Below are 17463 nucleotides of genomic sequence, written 5' to 3'. Positions count from 1 at the left end.
GTGTCTCGCTGGGCCAGCGCGGCCGCCCGCCTCAACCGGGCGGCCGATGACTTCTATGGCGAGCTGGTCACGATCCTTCGTCCCTCAGGGGGCTCCGCGTACGTCAAGGGCGGCGCGGAGCCCGCAGTCGTTCTGCAGCTGCAGGGCGTAATCAGCGAGGGCGAGGGCCAGGGCCCAGCTGACGGCCAGACTGCGGGCGATCGGTCGTTCAACCTCGATCTGGTCGGGGGCGATCTCCAGGCGTCGTTCATGCGAACCGGGTTCGCATCCCGGGCCGATTGGCCGCGCAAGGGCGACCTTCTGCGTATCGAAACCGGCGACCAGGCCGGGCAGATGTTCGAGACCCTCGACGGCGCGGCCGACGACGGAAACCGCGTGAACGTGCCGCTCATTCGAAAGGGCTGACAATGGCGATCGCGTCCCTGTTCCTGCGCCTTGCGACGGTTCTCTCCCTCAAGGGGCGGACCATCGCCGGCGACAGGGTTTCAGACTCCGCGATCGCTCCCGTCGATCAACGGTTCCAGGAGCAACGTCAGCCGGCCGTCGTGGTCTATACGGACGACTTCGCCGCCGACCAGATTGAGGGCAGGGATCTCCTGACGGGCCAGCGCTCGATACAGCTCTCGATCGAGATCGTGGTCGCCGACCAGTCCGAGCGGGAAGTCGAGGGCGCGGACGGCTCGGAGACGGAAATCTCCGTCACCATCCCTGAGACAGACGAAGGCCTGGAGCTGCAGCTCGACTTGCTGCAGCGCCAGGTCATTCGGGTTCTACAGGTCGACGCCGCGCCCTGGTCCGAGCTTTGGCGGTCTTTGGTCGTCAGGGTTCGAAAGATCGAAGGGCAACGGGGCGCGGGCCTGAAAGAGGGCGTTCGCTTCGCCGCCCGCCAGCTTCTCCTGACAGTGCAGCCCTTGGCTGAACCGGGCTTCGGCGAACCCGTCGCCGGCGTCTGGCGTCGGTTTCTAGACCAGCTGGCCGTGGAGCCGGCCTTGGCCGATCTGGTCCCGCTCCTGGAGCGCGAGATCGAGGGCGAGCCGATGACGGACTGGCGCGTCGCGCAGGGTCTTCTGGGCCTGACCCGCGAGGGGATCGAAGGGATCGGTCTCGCGCCGCCGTTCGAAGCGCTTCCCGAGGAGGGCGCGCCTCCGCTGGTGCGGATCACGATCGATGGCGGCGACGGTGACGGAGAGCGCGTCATTGAAGCGGAAGCGGAGGGCTAGTTCATGCGCGAGCTGGCCGATCTGGCGCGCCGCGTCGCCGACCTTGAGCGGCGCATGTCGAACACGATGCGGGAGGGAACGGTCGAGGCAGTCGATCCGGCCCGCAAGCGCGTTCGCCTGCGTCTGGGCGGATCCGGCGGCGAGCCCTTCCTTTCGCCCTGGGTTCCCTATTCCCAGACGGCGGGCGCGCTAAAGATCCATAGTCCGCCGAGCGCGGGGCAACAGATGACGCTGCTCGCGCCCGCTGGCGATATTCGCCGGGGGCAGGCGGTCCCCTTCACCTGGTGTGACGCCGAGCCGTCGCCGAGCGACGAAGGCGATCAGCACGTGCTGACGTTCGGGGATCTTCGGATCGAGATCACCGCTGACGGAATCAACCTCCGGCTCGGGTCCAGCGAGATCCACGTCCGACCCGATCAGATCCTGCTCAAGGGCTCTGAAATCGTGACGGACGGCAAAACCCGTCTGGATCGGGGCGAGCGCGGCGTCGTCTTCAAGGGCTCGGGCGACTCGGGCGGCGACATCAACAACGCCGGTTCCGAACGCGTCTTTGTCTAACCCCATATCGCGGAGGCCAGCATGGCCGGTATCGACGCCTGGACAGGCGGGCCTCTGAGCGGCTGGCCGCACGTCGTGCAATCGGTTGGGCTGCTTCTGACAACCCGGCTCGGCGAGCGTCAGATGCGCGGGTACGTAGGCGCGGTAACCGCCGCCCTGCTCGGCCGCCTTGTCAACAAGGCGACGCTGCTTCGCCTGCTCCAGTCGATCGTGGTCGCGATCGAGCTGTTCGAGCCGCGCTTCAAGGTGTCCCGCGTCGTCCCCGTCCGTCTCGAACGAAGCGGACGGGTCGAGATCTGGATCGAGGGCGAATATCGCCCGCGCGGTCATCTCGGCGACCCTCGGCCGGAAGGCACGCGCCGTATCACCCTCGCCACCGGCGACCAGGGCCAAGGGATCACCACGTCATGAACCGTTTCCAGGCCGAGACCCTGGACCTGTCGCGGCTTCCGCCGTTCGAGCTGGTCCGCCCGAGCTATGAAACCATCCTCGCCGAGCGTCTCGCCTCTCTCCGCGCACGCTTCGCCGCGCATGGGATCCCGGCCGATCACCTGAACCTGGAGACGGACCCTCTCGTCATCCTGGAGCAGGAGGACGCCTACCGCGAGCTGCTCAATCTCACGGCCATAAACGACCACGCGCGAAGCCTTTCTCTGACCCGGGCGATCGGCCCGGTCCTCGATCATCTTGCGGCGACCTATTACGCCCAGATCGGGATCCGGAGACTCGAGGGCGAGGACGACGACCGTTTCCGGCGCCGGATCGTTCTCGCGCCTGAAGCGGCCTCGCCGTTCACGCCGGGGGCCTACAAGTACGCCGCCCTCACCGCGACCCTGGACGTCGCGGACGCCGAGGCGTTGAACCACGCCAGCGGCCTGGTTGATCCCGGCGAGATCCTGCTCGTCGTTCTAGGCCGTCCCGGGATTGACGAAACGGCCCTCGCCGAAATCGTCCGGGACAATCTCGACGCCCGCCCGATCAAGGCGCTGACGGATACGGTCACGGTTCGGGCCGCCTCGCATTCCGTGGTCGACGTCGCCGCTGTCATTGAAGTCGCGCCGGGGCCGGATCCGGAACTGGTCGTGGTCGAAGCCTCCGCGCGATTGGCGGCTTACGCCGCCGGGCGACGACGGATCGGACTGCGCCTGACCCGTTCGGGAATCGCGGCCGCGCTGCACTTGCCCGTCGCCGACAACGTCCGCCTCGACCCTTCTCTCCTGACGACCGATCCCGGCCCGGCCGGGGTCGCCGAGCTGGGCGAAGTGGCAATCTCCGTTGAGGTCCCCGCATGATTGACCAAGGCCTCCTGCCGGCGAACGCCTCCCCTCTGATGCGGGCGTTCGCCGCTGAGAACGCGCTGCGGCGGGACGCCTTTCCGGCCGAACTGGTCGGTCAGTCCTGGGATCCCTGGTCCTGCGGCGTCGATATCCTGGACCGGCTTGCCTGGGCCCTGAGTGTCGACGTCTGGGAAGGCGGCTGGGATGAGCTTCGCAAGCGCGAAGCGATCGCCGCCTCGCCCCGCCTCCATTCGCTCAAGGGCACGGTCGAAGGCATCCGCCTTCACCTCGCCCAGGCGGGCGCATCCCTTCGCCAGGCTGTCACCCCGACAACGCGGCTGTTTGCGACCCCTGTCGTCGACAAGGCGACGCGGGACGCCTGGCTCGCTCGCATGCCGCAGATCCGGATCTATCTCGCCAGCGAGACGGGGATCGCCAAGGTCGAAGCCTTCGCGGGATCCGCCAGGGCGTTTGCCGGGCGCATGTTCGCGAGCTTCGATGCGGGCGAGGGGCTGTACGGCCGGCGCGCGGTCCTGGTCGACGGCGATCAGGTCACGCCCCTGCGGAGGGCCCGGGTTGATACCGTCGTGCGGGTGGCCGACGCGGTCGAGCTCGAGCGTGTCTTCATTCCGGGCGGGAAGGCTCCAGCGCTTTACGCTGGCCGCTCCTTCCTCGGGCGCTCGTTCATGGCGGCTCCCGTCTCGCCGCCCCGCGTCGTCACCTTCGCGCTGCGGAGAACGTACTCGCACCAGCATAGCCAACTGCATCTGGACACGGTCTCCCCCGGCCTTGAGCCAATGGAGGTCGCCCACGACCGCGTTGCTGGGACCGGAAAGGCTGGACTGATGCAGTTCGCCGGCCGAGGGCCCGCCAGGCGGTTCGCCACGCCGGATGGTGGCGCGGGTCTGCTCTATGACCGGGTCCTCCTGCAGGACGGCAAGCGTGATGGCCCCTGGGTTCGCGCCCATAGTTTCGCGGGGCACGCGCGGCTGGGCCCGAAACCCTTCAATGCGACCCTCCTGATCGACGCGCCGGGCCGACTGCAGACAAGGGCCGCCGTCGCCCGCCGCTGGATCGCCGGCCGTTCGGTCGCCGCTCCGCATGACACCGCGAAACTGGAGGCCGCCCTCGCGGCTGTTCGCGTCTCGAAAGCGCACCGTGACCGGATCCTGGTCGACGGTGCGACCACTCGCTCCCGCCAGTTCGGCGACCGCATCCCTCTGGATGGGTCCTTCCGGTTCGGCGGCCACGTATCCCGATCCCTCTAGGAGATTTCGCCATGGGCGAACGCATCATCAAAATCCATCCGAACCAGCAAGTCTCGGACGCGGACCTGAACAATATCGGTCTGTTCGGTCGTGAGAGCCTCGATCATGTGGTCCGCGATGCCGTCGACGCGGGTCGTCGCTACACCGGGTTCCAGTCGCTCCAGACCTCCGCTGCGCAGGTGACCGTCGGCGGCGGCCGTCTGTACGAGAACGGCAAGGTGTTTTTCCGTGACGACGTCGGCGGCGTCATCCTGGATCTGATCACCGTCCTCCCGGCCGTTACGCGCAAGATCGTCACCATCGTCGCCTGGGGCACGGAGAGCGATGCTGACGTCGAGGCGCGGACCTTCCTGGTCGACGTCGACACGGAAACCACGCAGGGCCAGATGGTCGCGACGCAGGTTCGCCGGTTCGCGAATATCGACACGGTCAGCGGCGTCGAGAGTTCGGATCCGAAGGTCCCGGCGATCGACGCCAACCTTCTCGCCATCGCGGACGTCGTACTGTCACCGGCCGGCGTCGTCAGCGTGACGATGCGCGAGGACAACAAGCTCTCCAGCGTTCAGGGCAACGCCGAGCAGCTGCGCGGCCTGCAGGCCTGGCGCGGCCAGGCGGGTTCGCGACTGGACGTGCTGGATACGAACGTCGCCGGTCTGTCGGCTCAGGTCCGTGGCCTGGCCTCGACCTCGCTGGTTCTGGAGGTGGCGCGCGACGTCGCCCGCCTCAAGGAACTGTCAGAACTGCCGGCCACCTTCAGCAGCTATGACGCCGACCGTTTCCTGACCCCTGCGAAAACCGACACGGCCCACGCGGACAATCTCGCGACCGTTCGGGAGGGCGTCCGCTTCCCGCCGGCCGCTGTTCGCGTCGCCCAGCTCGCCCTGGCGAACGCGATCGATCCGACCGTCATCAAGCGCGGCAACTTCGTCCTGCCGAAGTTCTCCGAGGTCGAGAGGATCAAGATCGACGGCCGGGACGCGGAGCTGTCGCTGTCGCAATATCAGTATCAGACGACCCAGGTCGTTCAGAGAACGATCACTCGCGAGCTGGTGCGCTTCGGCGCGGAAATGCACCCCTGCACGAACTCGGCGTGGTGGCAGTCCGGCCAGTACGATCCGACGTCGGCCGTTCTGTCGCGCGCCGGGGAGACCTGGATCGTCGCTCCCGAAGATCGTGCCCGCGCCCTGATCGATCACCAGTTCGTCCGCACGACGCAATACTGGATCGACTATTATGAGGAGCCCTACTGGGACTACATCACGGTCACTGAAGGCGTGAACGGCGCCCTGGTCTCGCAGACGTTCCTGTCGTCCGAGGCGGCCTGGGTCTCGGCGATCTCGCTCCCGTTCACGCGGGTCGCGAACACCGGGGACCTGACGCTGATCCTCTGTGAAACGGAAGGCGGCAAGCCGCGACTGGACGCCGCGATCGCGAAGGTAACGATCCCGGCTGCGGACCTGAAAACGCTCCCGGCGCTGACGAAGGTCGCTCTCCCCCTCACCTACCTGGAGAAGGGAAGGCGCTACGGGTTCGCGATCATCACGGCCGGAAACCACTTCATCGCGACGGTCTCCGGAAACAAGAACGTCAACGGCTCCCTGTTCTATTCGACGGACGGGGCGTGGATGCAGGGCGACGTGACGAAGGATATCCCCTTCACCCTTCACGTCGCGCAGTTCGAGTCGCCCCGCGTGGAGGTCGCGCTGCAGCCTCTGCAGCTGGAAAACGGGATCGCCTCGATCTCGATCAACTCCGACGTCGTCACGCCGCCGGGGACTGAGCGGTTCTATGAGGTCCAGCTCGCCGACGGCTCCTGGCGGCCGATCAAGAGCTATGCCGAAACGCTCCTGACGGGGCTTCCGCCGATCCTCGCCCTGCGCGTCGTCCTCCTCGGAACGACGGACGTCATGCCGGGCTTTAGCGTCGGCGCGGCTTCGGAGGTGACGACGACGCGACCGCGCCTCGACTTCAAGCATGTTTCCAAGGCTCACGTTCTGCCCGGGAACTGTTCGAGAATCGAGGTCACGGCGCGTCTCGAGAACTATGACGAAGCCCGTCACGACTGCGTTGCCGAGCTGCTCTGCGGCGCGACGTTCGCCACCCTCGAAACCGCTGATGTCGTCACCGATCAGCCGACCCCTGATCCCAAGGCCATCCTGCGAACCTGGCGCTTCAACACGGCCGCTCCGATCGGCCAGTTCAAGATCCGGACGAAGGGCCTGACGGACAACGCTCTGATCACGTTCCACGTCGCCGAACGCTACGACCTGGCGTTCACCTCCTAAGGAAATCCCCGACCATGACTGCCCGCCCCAAGGCCGTTCCGGCCCGTACGTCGTCGCCTGCCTATGAGCCGGCGACGACTTACTCCGTCCAGCTCACCCGCCCTGTCCCTGTGACCGGCGGGGAGCTGCTTCCCTCTCACAAGCACCGGATCAAGGGCGGCGTCCTGGCGACGCTTCCCGCCGATGCGATCGGTTCGGCGACCGCTCTCCCGCCCTCGCCGTTCGACGCCGACTGAGCGAGGACGCCATGCAAGAGGCATTCGAGAAGGCGTTCCACGTCGACGGCTCGACCACGTTCGATCAGTCGTTCTGGAACCGCTTCGTTCTCGAACTTGCTGCGCGGCTGCGCGGGTTCGAGAATATCAAGATCGCCTGGGCCGAGGTTTCTCGCCAGGGGATCGACGTCGCCCTCGCCCGCATCAATGAGGCGATCGGGCCGGCGGCCGAAAGGATCCGCCGCCTGACTGAACTCGGCTTCCTGGTCGCGGCGTCCGAGACGCCCGCGACCCTGGAGGCCGGGGCTCTCCTGGAGCTGGAGGTTGCGGCCGGCGACGCCCGCGATTTGTTCGCGCCGTCGCCGTTTCTCCTGCTCGGCCGGACGCTCTCGGCCGACGACTACGCCGTCGTGAAGCTGAGGAGTTACGATCCCGAGACAGGTCTCCTCTCGCTGGAGGTTATCACCGTCGCGGGTGACCCCGGCCCTCACTCCGACTGGAGCATCGGGGCCCTCGCGGGCTCGACCCTCGCCCAGCTTCTCATGCTGGAGGAGGGGCGGACCCTGGCGGCCACCATCCTGGCGGCCGTGGCCAGCGCGGAGGGGGCGGCGAGCGACGCTCTTGGACACAAGGAGTTCGCTGAGGCGGCGATCCAGATCGTCCAGGAAGCTCGTGACGCCACCATCGCCGCCGCAACGCCCCTGACTGCAGCTCGCGTACTGGCCGCCTTGGCTGGCCAGCGGAAGGCGGCGGCCTACACCGCCGCGCACGGCGAGGTCATTCGGGCTGACACCTCGGCCGGGCCCTGGACCTTCACGCTCCCGTTGGATCCGGCGGACGACGTCCAGGTCTCAGTCATCGATCCCGACGGCTCCTGGCCGGCGAAAAACCTCACCATCAACCCGAACGGCAAGGTGATCCGGGGCTGCACCGGAAACCTGGTCCTCGATATTTCGGGCCGGTTCAACTTCATCTTCGACAGCGTCGAGGATCGATGGACCGCGACCTATGAGAAAGGCGCGACCTGATGACATCGGCAAGTGAACTGTTCCCGGCCGCCGGGCCGGGGATGCAGAGGGGGGGCCGGTTCGTCTACCTGGCGACCGCCACGAAGACGATCGCGACGGAGTATCCCGCTCCTGCAGGAATGGTTCTCGACGGCTTCGAAATTATCCCCTGCGGCGGCGGCGCCGGCGGATCGATCAACAATGGAGGTGCCGGCGGCCGCTCGCCACGCGTTTACGTCACCCTCGCCGAAATGGGCGCTCCTGCAACGGTCACGATCACCGTCGGCGCGGGGGGCGCGCGCGAGGCTGACGGCGGCGACTCCAGTTTCGGGCCTTGGGCGATAGGCCATGGGGGTCGGGCGAACGGCGTGAACACGCTCAGTCTCGGCGATATGCCGATCATCGCCACGAACCAGAGCCAGAACAGCTTTGCGATCGAGGGCCAAGGCGGAAACCGTCTGAACGATTACAGGCACGGTAAGGGCTCCCGGCGCGGGGACGTCGCCGGCGGCGGCGGGTCCACGACCCCAAATCTCGAAATCAACGGTAATGGCGGTGCGGTCCGGCCGTTGTCCAAAGGCATCGGGCTCCCCCTGGCTGGAGTGTTCGCGTTCCAAGCCGGCCAGATCGGTGACCTCTACGCCGGTGACAATCCGAACGCTGCGGCCGGTGCGGCGGGACACGCCGGCGTCGGCGACAACCCCGGCGGCGGCGGCAACGCTGCTCACAACGCTCAGGCCGGCAACGGCGGCTTTCCGGGCGGCGGGGGCGCGGGTTCCTCTACGGCCGGCTTGCATGGCCTGGGCGCGGCGGGCCGCGTCATCATCTACCCTTGGTTCAAAAAGGCCTGACCCATGCGCCTCGCTCTTATCCGCGCCGGCGTCGTCGAGAATGTGATCCTCGCCGCCGATGACTATCAGGCCCTGGCTGACGTCCAGGCAATCGAAACGGACGTTGCGGGCCCGGGCTGGACCTATGAGGCTGGAGCCTTCGCGCCTCCAGTGCCCGCTGTCCCCGCGCACCCTGCTGTCCCGGTCGAGGTCTGGACCTATCAGGCCAAGACCGTGATGAGCCTCACCACGCTCGGAAGCCTCGGCCTGGACGGCGCGGTCTTTGGCCTCAACCCAGAGGCTTCGCTGTATGACGCTGTCGAAGCCGCGATTGAAGGTCTTCCCGAGCAAATCCGCATCGCCGCTCAGATACAGCTGGCCGGCGCCCCGGGGACGCGCCGCGACGCCCCCCTCCTGGCCGCCCTGTCAGGGCCGCTGGGGCTGACGTCCGAGATGATCGATCAGCTGTTCATCGCGGCGGCCGCGATCCCATAGGCGGCCGCTTCTCGCGCCGCTCAACCTGACTGCCCCGTCAGCATGCGAACCCGGTTCGCATCTGGCCTCACCCGAGCCGCCCCTCCGGGCGGCTTTTTTCATGCTCCAGGAGAGACGCCATGGCCGATCCCACTTTCGGCTTTTCCATCAATCAAGAGACGACCGAACCGCGCAGCGCGGCCGGTGCGAATATGTCCGTCATCGCCCTGGTCGGCACGGCCCCGGCGGCCGACGTCGCGAAGTTTCCGGCCGATACGGCGGTCCTGATCTATTCGAACGATACGCAGGCCCTGACCGATCTCGGCGAAACCGGCTCCATTCCGGACGCGGTCGCCGGCATCAACGCCCAGCTCGGCGAGTTCCAGGCGGCGGCGCAGATCGTCATCATCCGCGTCGCCGAGGGTGCCGGTGGCGATCAGGCCGCCAAGGATGCGGCCACGATCGCCAACATCATCGCCGTGAACAAGGGCATCAACGTCCTGAAGACGGCGGCGACCCTGCTCGGCGTCACGCCTCGCCTGGTCTCCGTCCCCGGGTATACGCACCAGCGCGTCGGCAACGCCGCCAACGCCGTCTGCGCCGCCTTGGGATCGGTCCTGGACAGCCTGCTCGCCGTCGCCGTCGTCGAGGGCCCGAACGACACTGACGCAAACGACAAGGCCTGGCGCGCGACCATCGCCCACAAACGTCTGATCCCGGTCACCGGCGGCTGGAAGGTTATGGTCGGAGCGACCCCGACGGTCGTTCCGCTCGCGCCCCGGATCCTCGGCCTCGCGGTCAAGGTCGACCATGAGAACAGCGGACGCCCGTTCAAGAGCTGGGCGAACCGACCGATCCTCGGCGGCATCGGTCCTGCGCGGGCGATCCCGTTCAGCCTGACGGACGGCGCGATCAGCGGCCAGGATCTTCTGGCCAGTCAGATCGGGATCGTCGTTCGGGGCGAGGGCGGCGTCGACGGCGCGATCGCGGATGGCGGCTTCGTGTTTGTCGGAACCGAAAACGCTGGCCCGGACGAACTCTGGCGCCAGTATCACCAGGTCCGGGGCCGCGACTACGTCCACCTGTTCTTCCTGCGGACGCTGCGCTTCTACCTCGGCCGCTTCAATCTGACGGGCAACGTCCTCCGGACGATCCTGAACACGGTGAAGTTCGAGCTGCGCGATCGTGAGGCCGACGGCGATATCCTCGGCTTCCAGGTCGAGTTCCGGAAGGATCAGAACCAGCCTGACCAGCTCCGGCTGGGCCGGATCGTGATCCGCGCCGCGTTCGAGGAGGCTCCGGTTCTCCGGCATATGACGATCCAGTCTGCCCGCTACCGCGACGCCCTGGACGATCTGCTCGAAAGCCTCTCGGGCCAGGCCTCGGCCTGATCCGCGCCGCGCCTTCCTTTCCCTAAATCCTCACACAGGAGCGCAGGCCCATGGCCGCATCTAAATTCTATCTCATGGAAGCCGTGAACCTTTTCGCGGGCGACCATGATCCGTCGAACTCCAAGCACCTGACGCTGGAGGAGTTCAAGCTTCCGGACCTCCAGGAGATGTTCCAAGAGCATATGGCCGGCGGCGCCGCCGTTCAGGTCGAGTTCGCCGTCGGGATCCAGAAACTGGAGTCGACCTTCAAGCTGAAGGGCTTCGATCCCGAACTGCTGACGCAGTTCGGGCTGGGCTCGAAAAAGCTGACGCGCTTCACCGGCTACGGTGTGATGCGCGATCAGCGCAGCGGCGAGGCGATCCAGTCGATCGCCACGATCGAGGGCCGCCTCGGCAAGGTCGCCCCCGACGCCTACAAGCGCGGCGAGCTGAACGGCGACGAATACGGCATCAACCAGATCATGCACTATGAGCTGAGCTTCGGCGGTCGCGAGCTGATCTACTTCGACTGGTTCACGAACACGATGCGGATGAACGGGGTCGAGCAGAACGCCGAAACCAATCAGATGCTCGGGATCCGGGGCTAACCCATGGCTCAGATCATCCTGAAAAAAGCGATCCACCACAACGGCAAGGATTGGACCGTCGTCGATTTCGACCCCTCCCTCGGCGCTCTGGAGAAGTTCCAGGACGACGTGATGGCGGGAACTAACGAGATCAAGGCCATGATCGAACTGGTCGCCTTCGACGGCGACACGCCGATCGAAGTCGTCCGCAAGATCCGCCAGTCTCAGCTGGAGGCGGCGATGACCGAGATCAAACCGCTCGACCCTTTGCCCTCCTCGACGGCCTCCTCGCCGGCCGAGACTGGCGCAGCTGGCGAGCCCTCGCAGCCGATACTGCACACGTCCTGAACACAGGCGGCCTGGACCAGCTGCTTCGGCTTCGCTGGTCCAGGCTGCGCAAGTGGCATGACGAAGCGACCCGGATCGCGCGGGCGCGCGGCTGGACGAAATAGGAGCCTCAAATGTCCCGCCGCACCTCGCAGCTGATCCTGTCACTGATCGACCGCGTCACCGGCCCCGCTCGGCGGGCGGCGCAGTCGGTTCGGGGGATCACTCAGGCGATCACCGAAGGCAACGGCCAGCGGCTGCGCGCCATGTCGGACGCCAACCGCCAGAACATCGGCCGCCTGCGGACGGATCTGGTCGACGCGGCCGGAACGGCACTCGCTCTGGGCGTGGCGCTGGGGGCTCCGATCCGGGCGGCCATGTCGTTCGAAAGCGCCATGGCGGACGTGCGCAAGGTCGTCGAGTTCGACAAGCCCGAGCAGTTCGAGGAGATGGCGCGAGATCTGCGGGCCATGTCCCGTCAGGTCCCGATCTCCGCCGAGGGGCTCGCCTCCATGGCTGCAGCTGCAGGCCAGGCCGGGATCGCGCGAGATCAGATCCTGGAGTTCGTCCGCTCGGCCGCAATGGTGGGAACGGCCTTCGATATTTCGGCGGACGCCGCAGGCGATGCGCTGGCTCACCTGCGGACGGGCCTGAGCCTGACGACGCCGCAGGCCGTATCGCTCGCCGATGCGATCAACGAACTGTCGAACAAACAGGCCTCGGCCGCGCCGGACATCCTTGAGGTCGTGACCCGCGTCGGGGCCCAAGCGAAGCAGTTCGGCCTGGCGGGGGAACAGGTCGCGGCATACGCCTCGGCCATGCTCTCGACCGGCCAGGCGCCCGAGGTCGTGGCGACCTCGATCCGGAACATGGGCAAGGCGCTCACGCGCGGCGAGGCGGCGACGAAGCGTCAGAGTGAGGCATTCGGTATCCTCGGCCTGGACGCGACCGACGTCGCAAGGCGAATGCAGACCGACGCGGTCGGGACGATCGAGGAGGTCATCGCACGCCTCGGCCGCCTCCCCGCCTACATGCAAGCCGCCGTTTCGACCGACCTGTTTGGCGACGAAGCCCGCGCTCTTGGACCGTTGCTGACGAACCAGCGCCTCATGGCTGAAAGCCTGGGGATCGTCGGCGATCGGGCCAAGTACGCTGGAAGCGCTCAGAGGGAGTACGATGTCCGATCGCGGACCTCCGCAAACCGGGCCATCCTGTTCGCCAACGTCATGCGGAACCTGTCGATCACGATCGGCACGATCCTCATTCCGGCGATGCAGGCGATAACGGACGTCCTCGCGCCGGTCGCGGACGCGATCGAGAGGCTGACTTCGGCTCACCCTGGCCTGACGCGCGCCATCGTCGTGACAATCGGAGCCCTGGTCGCCTTCCGCCTGGCGACGATCGCGTTCCGGTTCGGCAAGGCGCAGATGCTGCAGGCCCTGATCGATCTCGGCCTCGGGCTGGGCGTCTTCCAAGGAAAACTGAGCAAGGGTCGGGGCGCGCTTGTCGCCTTCGGCGGCCGCTTCGCTTTCGTCCGGACTGGCGCGGCCGGGCTAGCCACAGCGCTCCAGGGCAAACTGGCGGGCGCCTATATCGCGGCTACGCTGCAGGCTAAGATTTTTTCGCGCGCTCTCAAGGCCGGCAAGGCGTCCGTTTTCGCCAACCACCTCCTGCAGGCGATCAACCCCCTGCGGCTGTTCAGGCGCGGTCTGGGACTTAGTCGCGCAGCTCTGGTTGGAGTATCTGGGGGCTTCCGTCAGGCGACGGTGCGGGCCGGGATCTTCCTCGCCACCGTGAAGCGCGGCGGTTTGGCCGGCATGCGGACGGCGGTCATCGATCTCGCGCTCGGCCTTCGTCGCCAATTGGTCGGCGCATACATGGCGGCCACGCTGCAGGCGACAGTCTTCTCCCGCAGCATGAAGGCCGGGGGCGTTCGGGGCATGGCGACCGGGCTGCTCACGATGCTCAATCCGCTGCGGATGATCCGGGGCGCTCTGGCCCTGACAAAGCTCGCCTTCCGGGGCCTGTTGATCGGGAGCGGGATTGGGATCCTGGTTCTCGCGGCCGGCTGGATCATCGAGAACTGGTCGAAGGTCAAAGCCTTCTTCACCGGCTTTGCGAGCGGGTTCATGGCGGCGATCGCGCCGGTTCGGCCTGCCCTGCAACCGCTGATCGACGGGATCGCGACTGTTGTCGGATGGGTGCGAAGGCTCCTGGGCGACAGCGGCGGATCCGAGGGTAGCTGGAAAAACTGGGGCGAGTCCGCTGGTAAGGCGATCGGCGGTGTTGTGGTCTGGATCGCCCGCCTGATCGGCGGCATCGCGACCGTGATCCAGAAGGCCGGGGAAATGTGGTCTCGGCTGCGTAACGGCGGCCAGGCTCCAAACCTTCCAACGCCTCGAACGGGCGGCGCAGCTCCCGCCCCGGGCGGGGGCCGTCCAGCTATGCCTTCTGCAGGGCGGCAACTGGCCGGCGCTCGGGCGGGCGGCGGCTATGTCCGTCAGGGCGACGAATACCTCGTCGGCGAGGAAGGCCCCGAGATCTTCAAGGCTGGCCGCTCCGGAACGATCTATCCGAACGGCGAGCTGCAGCGCGTGGCCGGCGACGGCGCATCACGCCCGGTCGGCGGCTCGGCTCCGCAATCGTCGCAAGGCGGGCGCGGCGAGAGGCGATTTGTTTTCGCCCCTCAGATCGGACCTTTCCACGTCACCGGCGCCGACGCTCAGTCGGTGTTCCGCGACGTCATGGCCCAGCTCCGCGCCGAGTTCCGCCAGTTCATGGGCGGCATTCATGCCGACAACGGAGAGTTTGCCTGATGCTCTACGCTCTGGGTTCGATCGTGTTCGAGGTCGCCCCGCTCAACGTCGACGAAGTCGAACGTACAAGCGGGGCGGACTTCGCCGAGAAGCCGATCCTCGGGAGGCGGCCCGGTTATGAGTTCATGGGCGAGAGCGCCCAGGAGCTGACGTTCCGGGGCAAGCTGTTTCCCGAGGCGCTCGGCGGCGAGGAGGAGTGGCGAGAGCTGGTCCAGCTGAAAAGCACTGGCTCCGCCCAACACCTGATGCGCGGTGACGGCCAGCCCGTGGGATGGTTCCTGATCTTCAGCCTCAGGGAGACGTCGCGGAACCTCAACGCGCAGGGCGTGCCCCGCCTGATCGAGTTCGAGATCCAGCTCCGCGAAGGCGATCCCCCGCCGGAAGGGGAATATCAGGGTGCGCAGATGGGGCTGATCCAATGACGACGTCCGCGATCGTGGTGTCTGCGGATCAGCTGACCCTGGCCGACCTGATCTGGCGACAGTATCGCCGCCCGATCCCTGGCCTGGTCGAGCAGGTTCTCGATCTCAATCCGGGCCTGGCGCAGCTGGGCCCCTTCCTTCCCGTCGGAACCCGCGTGGTTCTGCCGATCCTGCAGGCGGCCGCCCAGCCTGCCGAGCGGGCGGTCATCCAGCTCTGGGATTAGATCATGGCCCGAGACGCGGCGGCTGCAGCCGTCTTCCTGACCCGCTTCCGCGTGACAGTGAGCGGCAATGACATTTCGCCGGCGATCGCGCCGATCCTGCAGTCGCTGCGGATCCGCGACGCCGCCGGCCATTCGTCGGACACGGCCGAGATCGAACTCGACGACAGGGCGGGAACGATCGTCTTTCCCCGCCCCCGGGCTCCGATCGAGATCATGTTGCGGGACCCTCGCGGCCTGGCCCTGGCCTTCTCCGGAACGGTCGACGAACCGCGCTCGCGGGGGGATCGCAGCGGGGGCCGAATCCTGACAGTTTCCGCTAAGGGCGCAGACGTGACGGGGCGGGCGAAGCAGCTCCAGGAACGCCACTTCGACGACACAACGATCGGGGAAGCGCTCAGACAGGCGGGCGAGGCGGCCGGGATCTCAGACGTTCGTGTCGATCCTGATCTCGCCAGCATTCAGCGATCGTACTTGGCGATGGAAAGCGAGAGCTTCCTCGCCTTCGGCCAGCGCATCGCGCGCGAGGTCGGCGGATCCTTCAAGGTCATGGGCAATCGGGCGATGCTGGTCCGCCGCAACGCCGGAACCTCAGCGTCGGGCCGCTCGCTCGATACGGTTCTGGCGGAATACGGGCGCAACCTTCTCAGCTGGGATATCGCACCCTTTGTCGGGCGGCCCCGGCATAACCGGGCCCGCTCCCGCCACTATGATCCCGACGCTGCGACCCTTCGGGAGCAGTCGACGGCGATCGACGACGATCAGACGGACGCCGAACTGTTCACGCGCTATCCGGCCGCCGACGAAGGCGCGGCTCAGGATCAGGCCAACGCCTCGGCCGCAGAGGTCGAACGCGCGGCCGGATCCGGAACGGTCACGATCGACGCTGACGTCAGCGCCAAGCCCGAGGGCGTCTGCAGCGTCATCGGCGCGCGGGCCGGGATCGACGGAGATTACCGGATTGATGCGGTCGAGCATTCGATCGACCGATCGGGCGGACTGACGACCAGTCTCGAACTCGGCCAGCCGCAAGGATCCGCCGGTCGCGACGACCGCGCCAGGACAGCGCCGACAACCTGAAACAGTCGGGGGGCTGGCATGAGTTCGTTCACGGAGGACCTGGTCGTCCGCGTGGCGTATCGGACCGAACACGGCCGCCGTTGCGTCGACGTGGTCCAACCCTTCGCCTATGAGGTCGGCTTTCCCGGATCCGGGGACCTGGTCGAGATCGAGGTCGGGGCCGGATCCGACTACGGGAGTACGCCCCGTGTCTCCTGGCTGGTCGATCCGCCTTTCGGTCTCTGCGCCAAGGCCGACGTCGTTCATGACGATCTCTATAGAACCGCCGCGCGGCCCCGGGCCGAGGCCGACCGGATCTGGCTTGAGGCGATGGGCGTCGAGTCCGCCAAGCTGAAGGCCGAGGGCCAGACCTACGCGCCGTTCTGGTGGCGTCTGCTCCGCTATGTCGTCGTCCGCCTGGTCGGCTGGCGCAGCTTCGGTCCCCGTCACCCGTCGCGCCATCCGCCGAGATCCAGGATGCTGAAAGACGCGGCGATCGCCTGGACGCTCGGCGTCCTGGTCGCGGCGACGTGCTGGGGATGGGTCGGCTGGGCGCTGATCGAGATCCTGTTCGCCCTCCTGCTTTCCCTCTGAGGACTGCGAACCCGGTTCGCATTGCCTCTCAATACCTAGATCGGAGATCCCAAATGACGGCGAAGGTTCGCCTTGAGTGGCTGGCCATGGCCAGCGTCGATTCCGCGCGCGGCCAGGTCGAGGAGGCGGTCGCCCGCTCCTATGGATCTGAGACCCTGAACGTCGGATCCGTTTCCGTTCAGAGCGAGGTCGCCCCGAACTTCGTCGGCGGACGCGGGCTCGCGCGGATCATCGTCCTGGCCGGCGCCGTCTACGCCACGGCCTGGGGCGACGCCACGGCCGACGGGGAGGATATTCTCGTCTACCCGGGCGCACCCCAGACGATCGCGGTCGAGCCGGGCCAGCATCTGGCCTTCGTAGAGACGGCGGCGATCGCTTCACCGGTCGGTAACGCGCCGCTGGGCGAGATCTCCGTCGGCTTCGGCGCCGGCGAAAGCCTCTCGGCCGAGATCGATATCGCCCCGGCCAAGGTGGTCGGCGTGACGGTCCCCAACGGCTGGACGACGGCCGACCTGGCCGTGTCGGTCGCCAACGGGGCGGGGTTCACGCCGTCGTTCGATCAGCTCGGCGTCGAGCAGCTGATCAAGGTCGGAGCCCTGGCCGCTGCGCGTCGCGTGGCGATCGAGCCCGGCGCCTTCCTCCACCTCGGCCGGTTCAAACTTCGCAGCGTCCTGAGCGGCGCGGCGGTCCCCCAAGTCGGGGCCCGGACGCTGACGCTCATCATCCAGCCCTAGGGGTTTTGTCATGCTTGCTGGTCCGCTTTCCCGCCGCGCGGCCACCCTCGCCCGACCTATGGGAGGGGGGGCTCCTTCGTGGGTCGAAGACCCGTCGTGGCTCCAGATCGACTTCACGCAGGGTCGCATTTGGAACCCTGAAACACGGCAGGCCGTCACGCTGGAAAGCGAGCTGACCGTGTCGTCCCCGGCGGGTTAT

At 67.1% G+C, this 17463-nt stretch carries 20 protein-coding genes; all 20 read left to right on the top strand.

The window, feature by feature from the left end; genetic code table 11:
* Nucleotides 1-405: a hypothetical protein gene (locus RMO01_RS09140; RefSeq protein ID WP_309628739.1), complete on the top strand. Its 405-nt coding sequence runs from the start codon at nt 1-3 to the stop codon at nt 403-405.
* Nucleotides 406-407: 2 nt separating this feature from the next.
* The gene (locus tag RMO01_RS09135) at nt 408-1220 is read left to right on the top strand and encodes a hypothetical protein (protein ID WP_309628738.1); all 813 of its coding nucleotides are present in this window, start codon (nt 408-410) and stop codon (nt 1218-1220) included.
* Nucleotides 1221-1223: 3 nt separating this feature from the next.
* Complete coding sequence (locus RMO01_RS09130; RefSeq protein WP_309628737.1) at nt 1224-1778, top strand: phage baseplate assembly protein V; 555 nt, start codon at nt 1224-1226, stop codon at nt 1776-1778.
* 21 nt (nt 1779-1799) lie between these two features.
* Entirely contained in the window at nt 1800-2189 is a 390-nt protein-coding gene (locus RMO01_RS09125) for a GPW/gp25 family protein (RefSeq protein WP_309628736.1), read from the top strand.
* On the top strand, nt 2186-3070 hold the full coding sequence (locus RMO01_RS09120; protein WP_309628735.1) for a baseplate J/gp47 family protein: 885 nt from the start codon (nt 2186-2188) through the stop codon (nt 3068-3070). The genes RMO01_RS09125 and RMO01_RS09120 overlap by 4 nt, the downstream gene beginning before the upstream one ends.
* On the top strand, nt 3067-4323 hold the full coding sequence (locus tag RMO01_RS09115) for a phage tail protein I (protein ID WP_309628734.1): 1257 nt from the start codon (nt 3067-3069) through the stop codon (nt 4321-4323). Before RMO01_RS09120 ends, RMO01_RS09115 begins: the two co-directional genes overlap by 4 nt.
* 11 nt (nt 4324-4334) lie before the next feature.
* Nucleotides 4335-6608 carry a hypothetical protein gene (locus tag RMO01_RS09110; RefSeq protein WP_309628733.1) on the top strand — a complete coding sequence of 758 codons (2274 nt, stop codon included), beginning with the start codon at nt 4335-4337 and terminating at the stop codon, nt 6606-6608.
* A 14-nt stretch (nt 6609-6622) separates the two neighbouring features.
* On the top strand, nt 6623-6844 hold the full coding sequence (locus RMO01_RS09105) for a hypothetical protein (RefSeq protein WP_309628732.1): 222 nt from the start codon (nt 6623-6625) through the stop codon (nt 6842-6844).
* An 11-nt stretch (nt 6845-6855) separates the two neighbouring features.
* Nucleotides 6856-7851 (top strand): hypothetical protein, encoded by a 996-nt coding sequence (locus tag RMO01_RS09100; RefSeq protein WP_309628731.1) that lies wholly within the window; start codon nt 6856-6858, stop codon nt 7849-7851.
* Between the two features lie 119 nt (nt 7852-7970).
* Entirely contained in the window at nt 7971-8681 is a 711-nt protein-coding gene (locus RMO01_RS09095; RefSeq protein ID WP_309628730.1) for a glycine-rich domain-containing protein, read from the top strand.
* 3 nt (nt 8682-8684) lie between these two features.
* Nucleotides 8685-9155, top strand: coding sequence for a hypothetical protein (locus RMO01_RS09090; RefSeq protein ID WP_309628729.1), 471 nt, complete (start codon nt 8685-8687; stop codon nt 9153-9155).
* A gap of 119 nt (nt 9156-9274) precedes the next feature.
* Nucleotides 9275-10525 carry a hypothetical protein gene (locus RMO01_RS09085; protein ID WP_309628728.1) on the top strand — a complete coding sequence of 417 codons (1251 nt, stop codon included), beginning with the start codon at nt 9275-9277 and terminating at the stop codon, nt 10523-10525.
* A 50-nt stretch (nt 10526-10575) separates the two neighbouring features.
* Complete coding sequence (locus RMO01_RS09080; RefSeq protein ID WP_309628727.1) at nt 10576-11112, top strand: phage major tail tube protein; 537 nt, start codon at nt 10576-10578, stop codon at nt 11110-11112.
* A 3-nt stretch (nt 11113-11115) separates the two neighbouring features.
* Nucleotides 11116-11439 carry a hypothetical protein gene (locus tag RMO01_RS09075; protein WP_309628726.1) on the top strand — a complete coding sequence of 108 codons (324 nt, stop codon included), beginning with the start codon at nt 11116-11118 and terminating at the stop codon, nt 11437-11439.
* A gap of 113 nt (nt 11440-11552) precedes the next feature.
* Nucleotides 11553-14234 carry a phage tail tape measure protein gene (locus RMO01_RS09070; RefSeq protein ID WP_309628725.1) on the top strand — a complete coding sequence of 894 codons (2682 nt, stop codon included), beginning with the start codon at nt 11553-11555 and terminating at the stop codon, nt 14232-14234.
* Nucleotides 14234-14656, top strand: a complete 423-nt coding sequence (locus RMO01_RS09065; RefSeq protein WP_309628724.1) for a phage tail protein — start codon at nt 14234-14236, stop codon at nt 14654-14656. The genes RMO01_RS09070 and RMO01_RS09065 overlap by 1 nt, the downstream gene beginning before the upstream one ends.
* Complete coding sequence (locus RMO01_RS09060; RefSeq protein ID WP_309628723.1) at nt 14653-14880, top strand: tail protein X; 228 nt, start codon at nt 14653-14655, stop codon at nt 14878-14880. Before RMO01_RS09065 ends, RMO01_RS09060 begins: the two co-directional genes overlap by 4 nt.
* Nucleotides 14881-14883: 3 nt before the next feature.
* A complete protein-coding gene (locus tag RMO01_RS09055) occupies nt 14884-15957 on the top strand; it encodes a contractile injection system protein, VgrG/Pvc8 family (protein WP_309628722.1) in 1074 nt (357 codons plus the stop codon).
* 18 nt (nt 15958-15975) lie between these two features.
* Entirely contained in the window at nt 15976-16530 is a 555-nt protein-coding gene (locus tag RMO01_RS09050; protein ID WP_309628721.1) for a DUF1353 domain-containing protein, read from the top strand.
* 53 nt (nt 16531-16583) lie between these two features.
* Nucleotides 16584-17264, top strand: a complete 681-nt coding sequence (locus tag RMO01_RS09045) for a hypothetical protein (RefSeq protein ID WP_309628720.1) — start codon at nt 16584-16586, stop codon at nt 17262-17264.
* Nucleotides 17265-17463: the final 199 nt, after the last annotated feature.

The sequence above is a fragment of the Brevundimonas sp. genome (assembly GCF_031412435.1).
Classification (GTDB): Bacteria; Pseudomonadota; Alphaproteobacteria; order Caulobacterales; family Caulobacteraceae; genus Brevundimonas.
This window is presented reverse-complemented; position numbering and strand designations above follow the sequence as displayed.

Coding starts and splice junctions, on each gene's coding strand:
- RMO01_RS09135 (WP_309628738.1), top strand. CDS start 408: ATGGCGATCGCGTCCCTGTTCCTGCGCCTTGCGACGGTTCTCTCCCTC.
- RMO01_RS09130 (WP_309628737.1), top strand. CDS start 1,224: ATGCGCGAGCTGGCCGATCTGGCGCGCCGCGTCGCCGACCTTGAGCGG.
- RMO01_RS09125 (WP_309628736.1), top strand. CDS start 1,800: ATGGCCGGTATCGACGCCTGGACAGGCGGGCCTCTGAGCGGCTGGCCG.
- RMO01_RS09120 (WP_309628735.1), top strand. CDS start 2,186: ATGAACCGTTTCCAGGCCGAGACCCTGGACCTGTCGCGGCTTCCGCCG.
- RMO01_RS09115 (WP_309628734.1), top strand. CDS start 3,067: ATGATTGACCAAGGCCTCCTGCCGGCGAACGCCTCCCCTCTGATGCGG.
- RMO01_RS09110 (WP_309628733.1), top strand. CDS start 4,335: ATGGGCGAACGCATCATCAAAATCCATCCGAACCAGCAAGTCTCGGAC.
- RMO01_RS09105 (WP_309628732.1), top strand. CDS start 6,623: ATGACTGCCCGCCCCAAGGCCGTTCCGGCCCGTACGTCGTCGCCTGCC.
- RMO01_RS09100 (WP_309628731.1), top strand. CDS start 6,856: ATGCAAGAGGCATTCGAGAAGGCGTTCCACGTCGACGGCTCGACCACG.
- RMO01_RS09095 (WP_309628730.1), top strand. CDS start 7,971: ATGGTTCTCGACGGCTTCGAAATTATCCCCTGCGGCGGCGGCGCCGGC.
- RMO01_RS09090 (WP_309628729.1), top strand. CDS start 8,685: ATGCGCCTCGCTCTTATCCGCGCCGGCGTCGTCGAGAATGTGATCCTC.
- RMO01_RS09085 (WP_309628728.1), top strand. CDS start 9,275: ATGGCCGATCCCACTTTCGGCTTTTCCATCAATCAAGAGACGACCGAA.
- RMO01_RS09080 (WP_309628727.1), top strand. CDS start 10,576: ATGGCCGCATCTAAATTCTATCTCATGGAAGCCGTGAACCTTTTCGCG.
- RMO01_RS09075 (WP_309628726.1), top strand. CDS start 11,116: ATGGCTCAGATCATCCTGAAAAAAGCGATCCACCACAACGGCAAGGAT.
- RMO01_RS09070 (WP_309628725.1), top strand. CDS start 11,553: ATGTCCCGCCGCACCTCGCAGCTGATCCTGTCACTGATCGACCGCGTC.
- RMO01_RS09065 (WP_309628724.1), top strand. CDS start 14,234: ATGCTCTACGCTCTGGGTTCGATCGTGTTCGAGGTCGCCCCGCTCAAC.
- RMO01_RS09060 (WP_309628723.1), top strand. CDS start 14,653: ATGACGACGTCCGCGATCGTGGTGTCTGCGGATCAGCTGACCCTGGCC.
- RMO01_RS09055 (WP_309628722.1), top strand. CDS start 14,884: ATGGCCCGAGACGCGGCGGCTGCAGCCGTCTTCCTGACCCGCTTCCGC.
- RMO01_RS09050 (WP_309628721.1), top strand. CDS start 15,976: ATGAGTTCGTTCACGGAGGACCTGGTCGTCCGCGTGGCGTATCGGACC.
- RMO01_RS09045 (WP_309628720.1), top strand. CDS start 16,584: ATGACGGCGAAGGTTCGCCTTGAGTGGCTGGCCATGGCCAGCGTCGAT.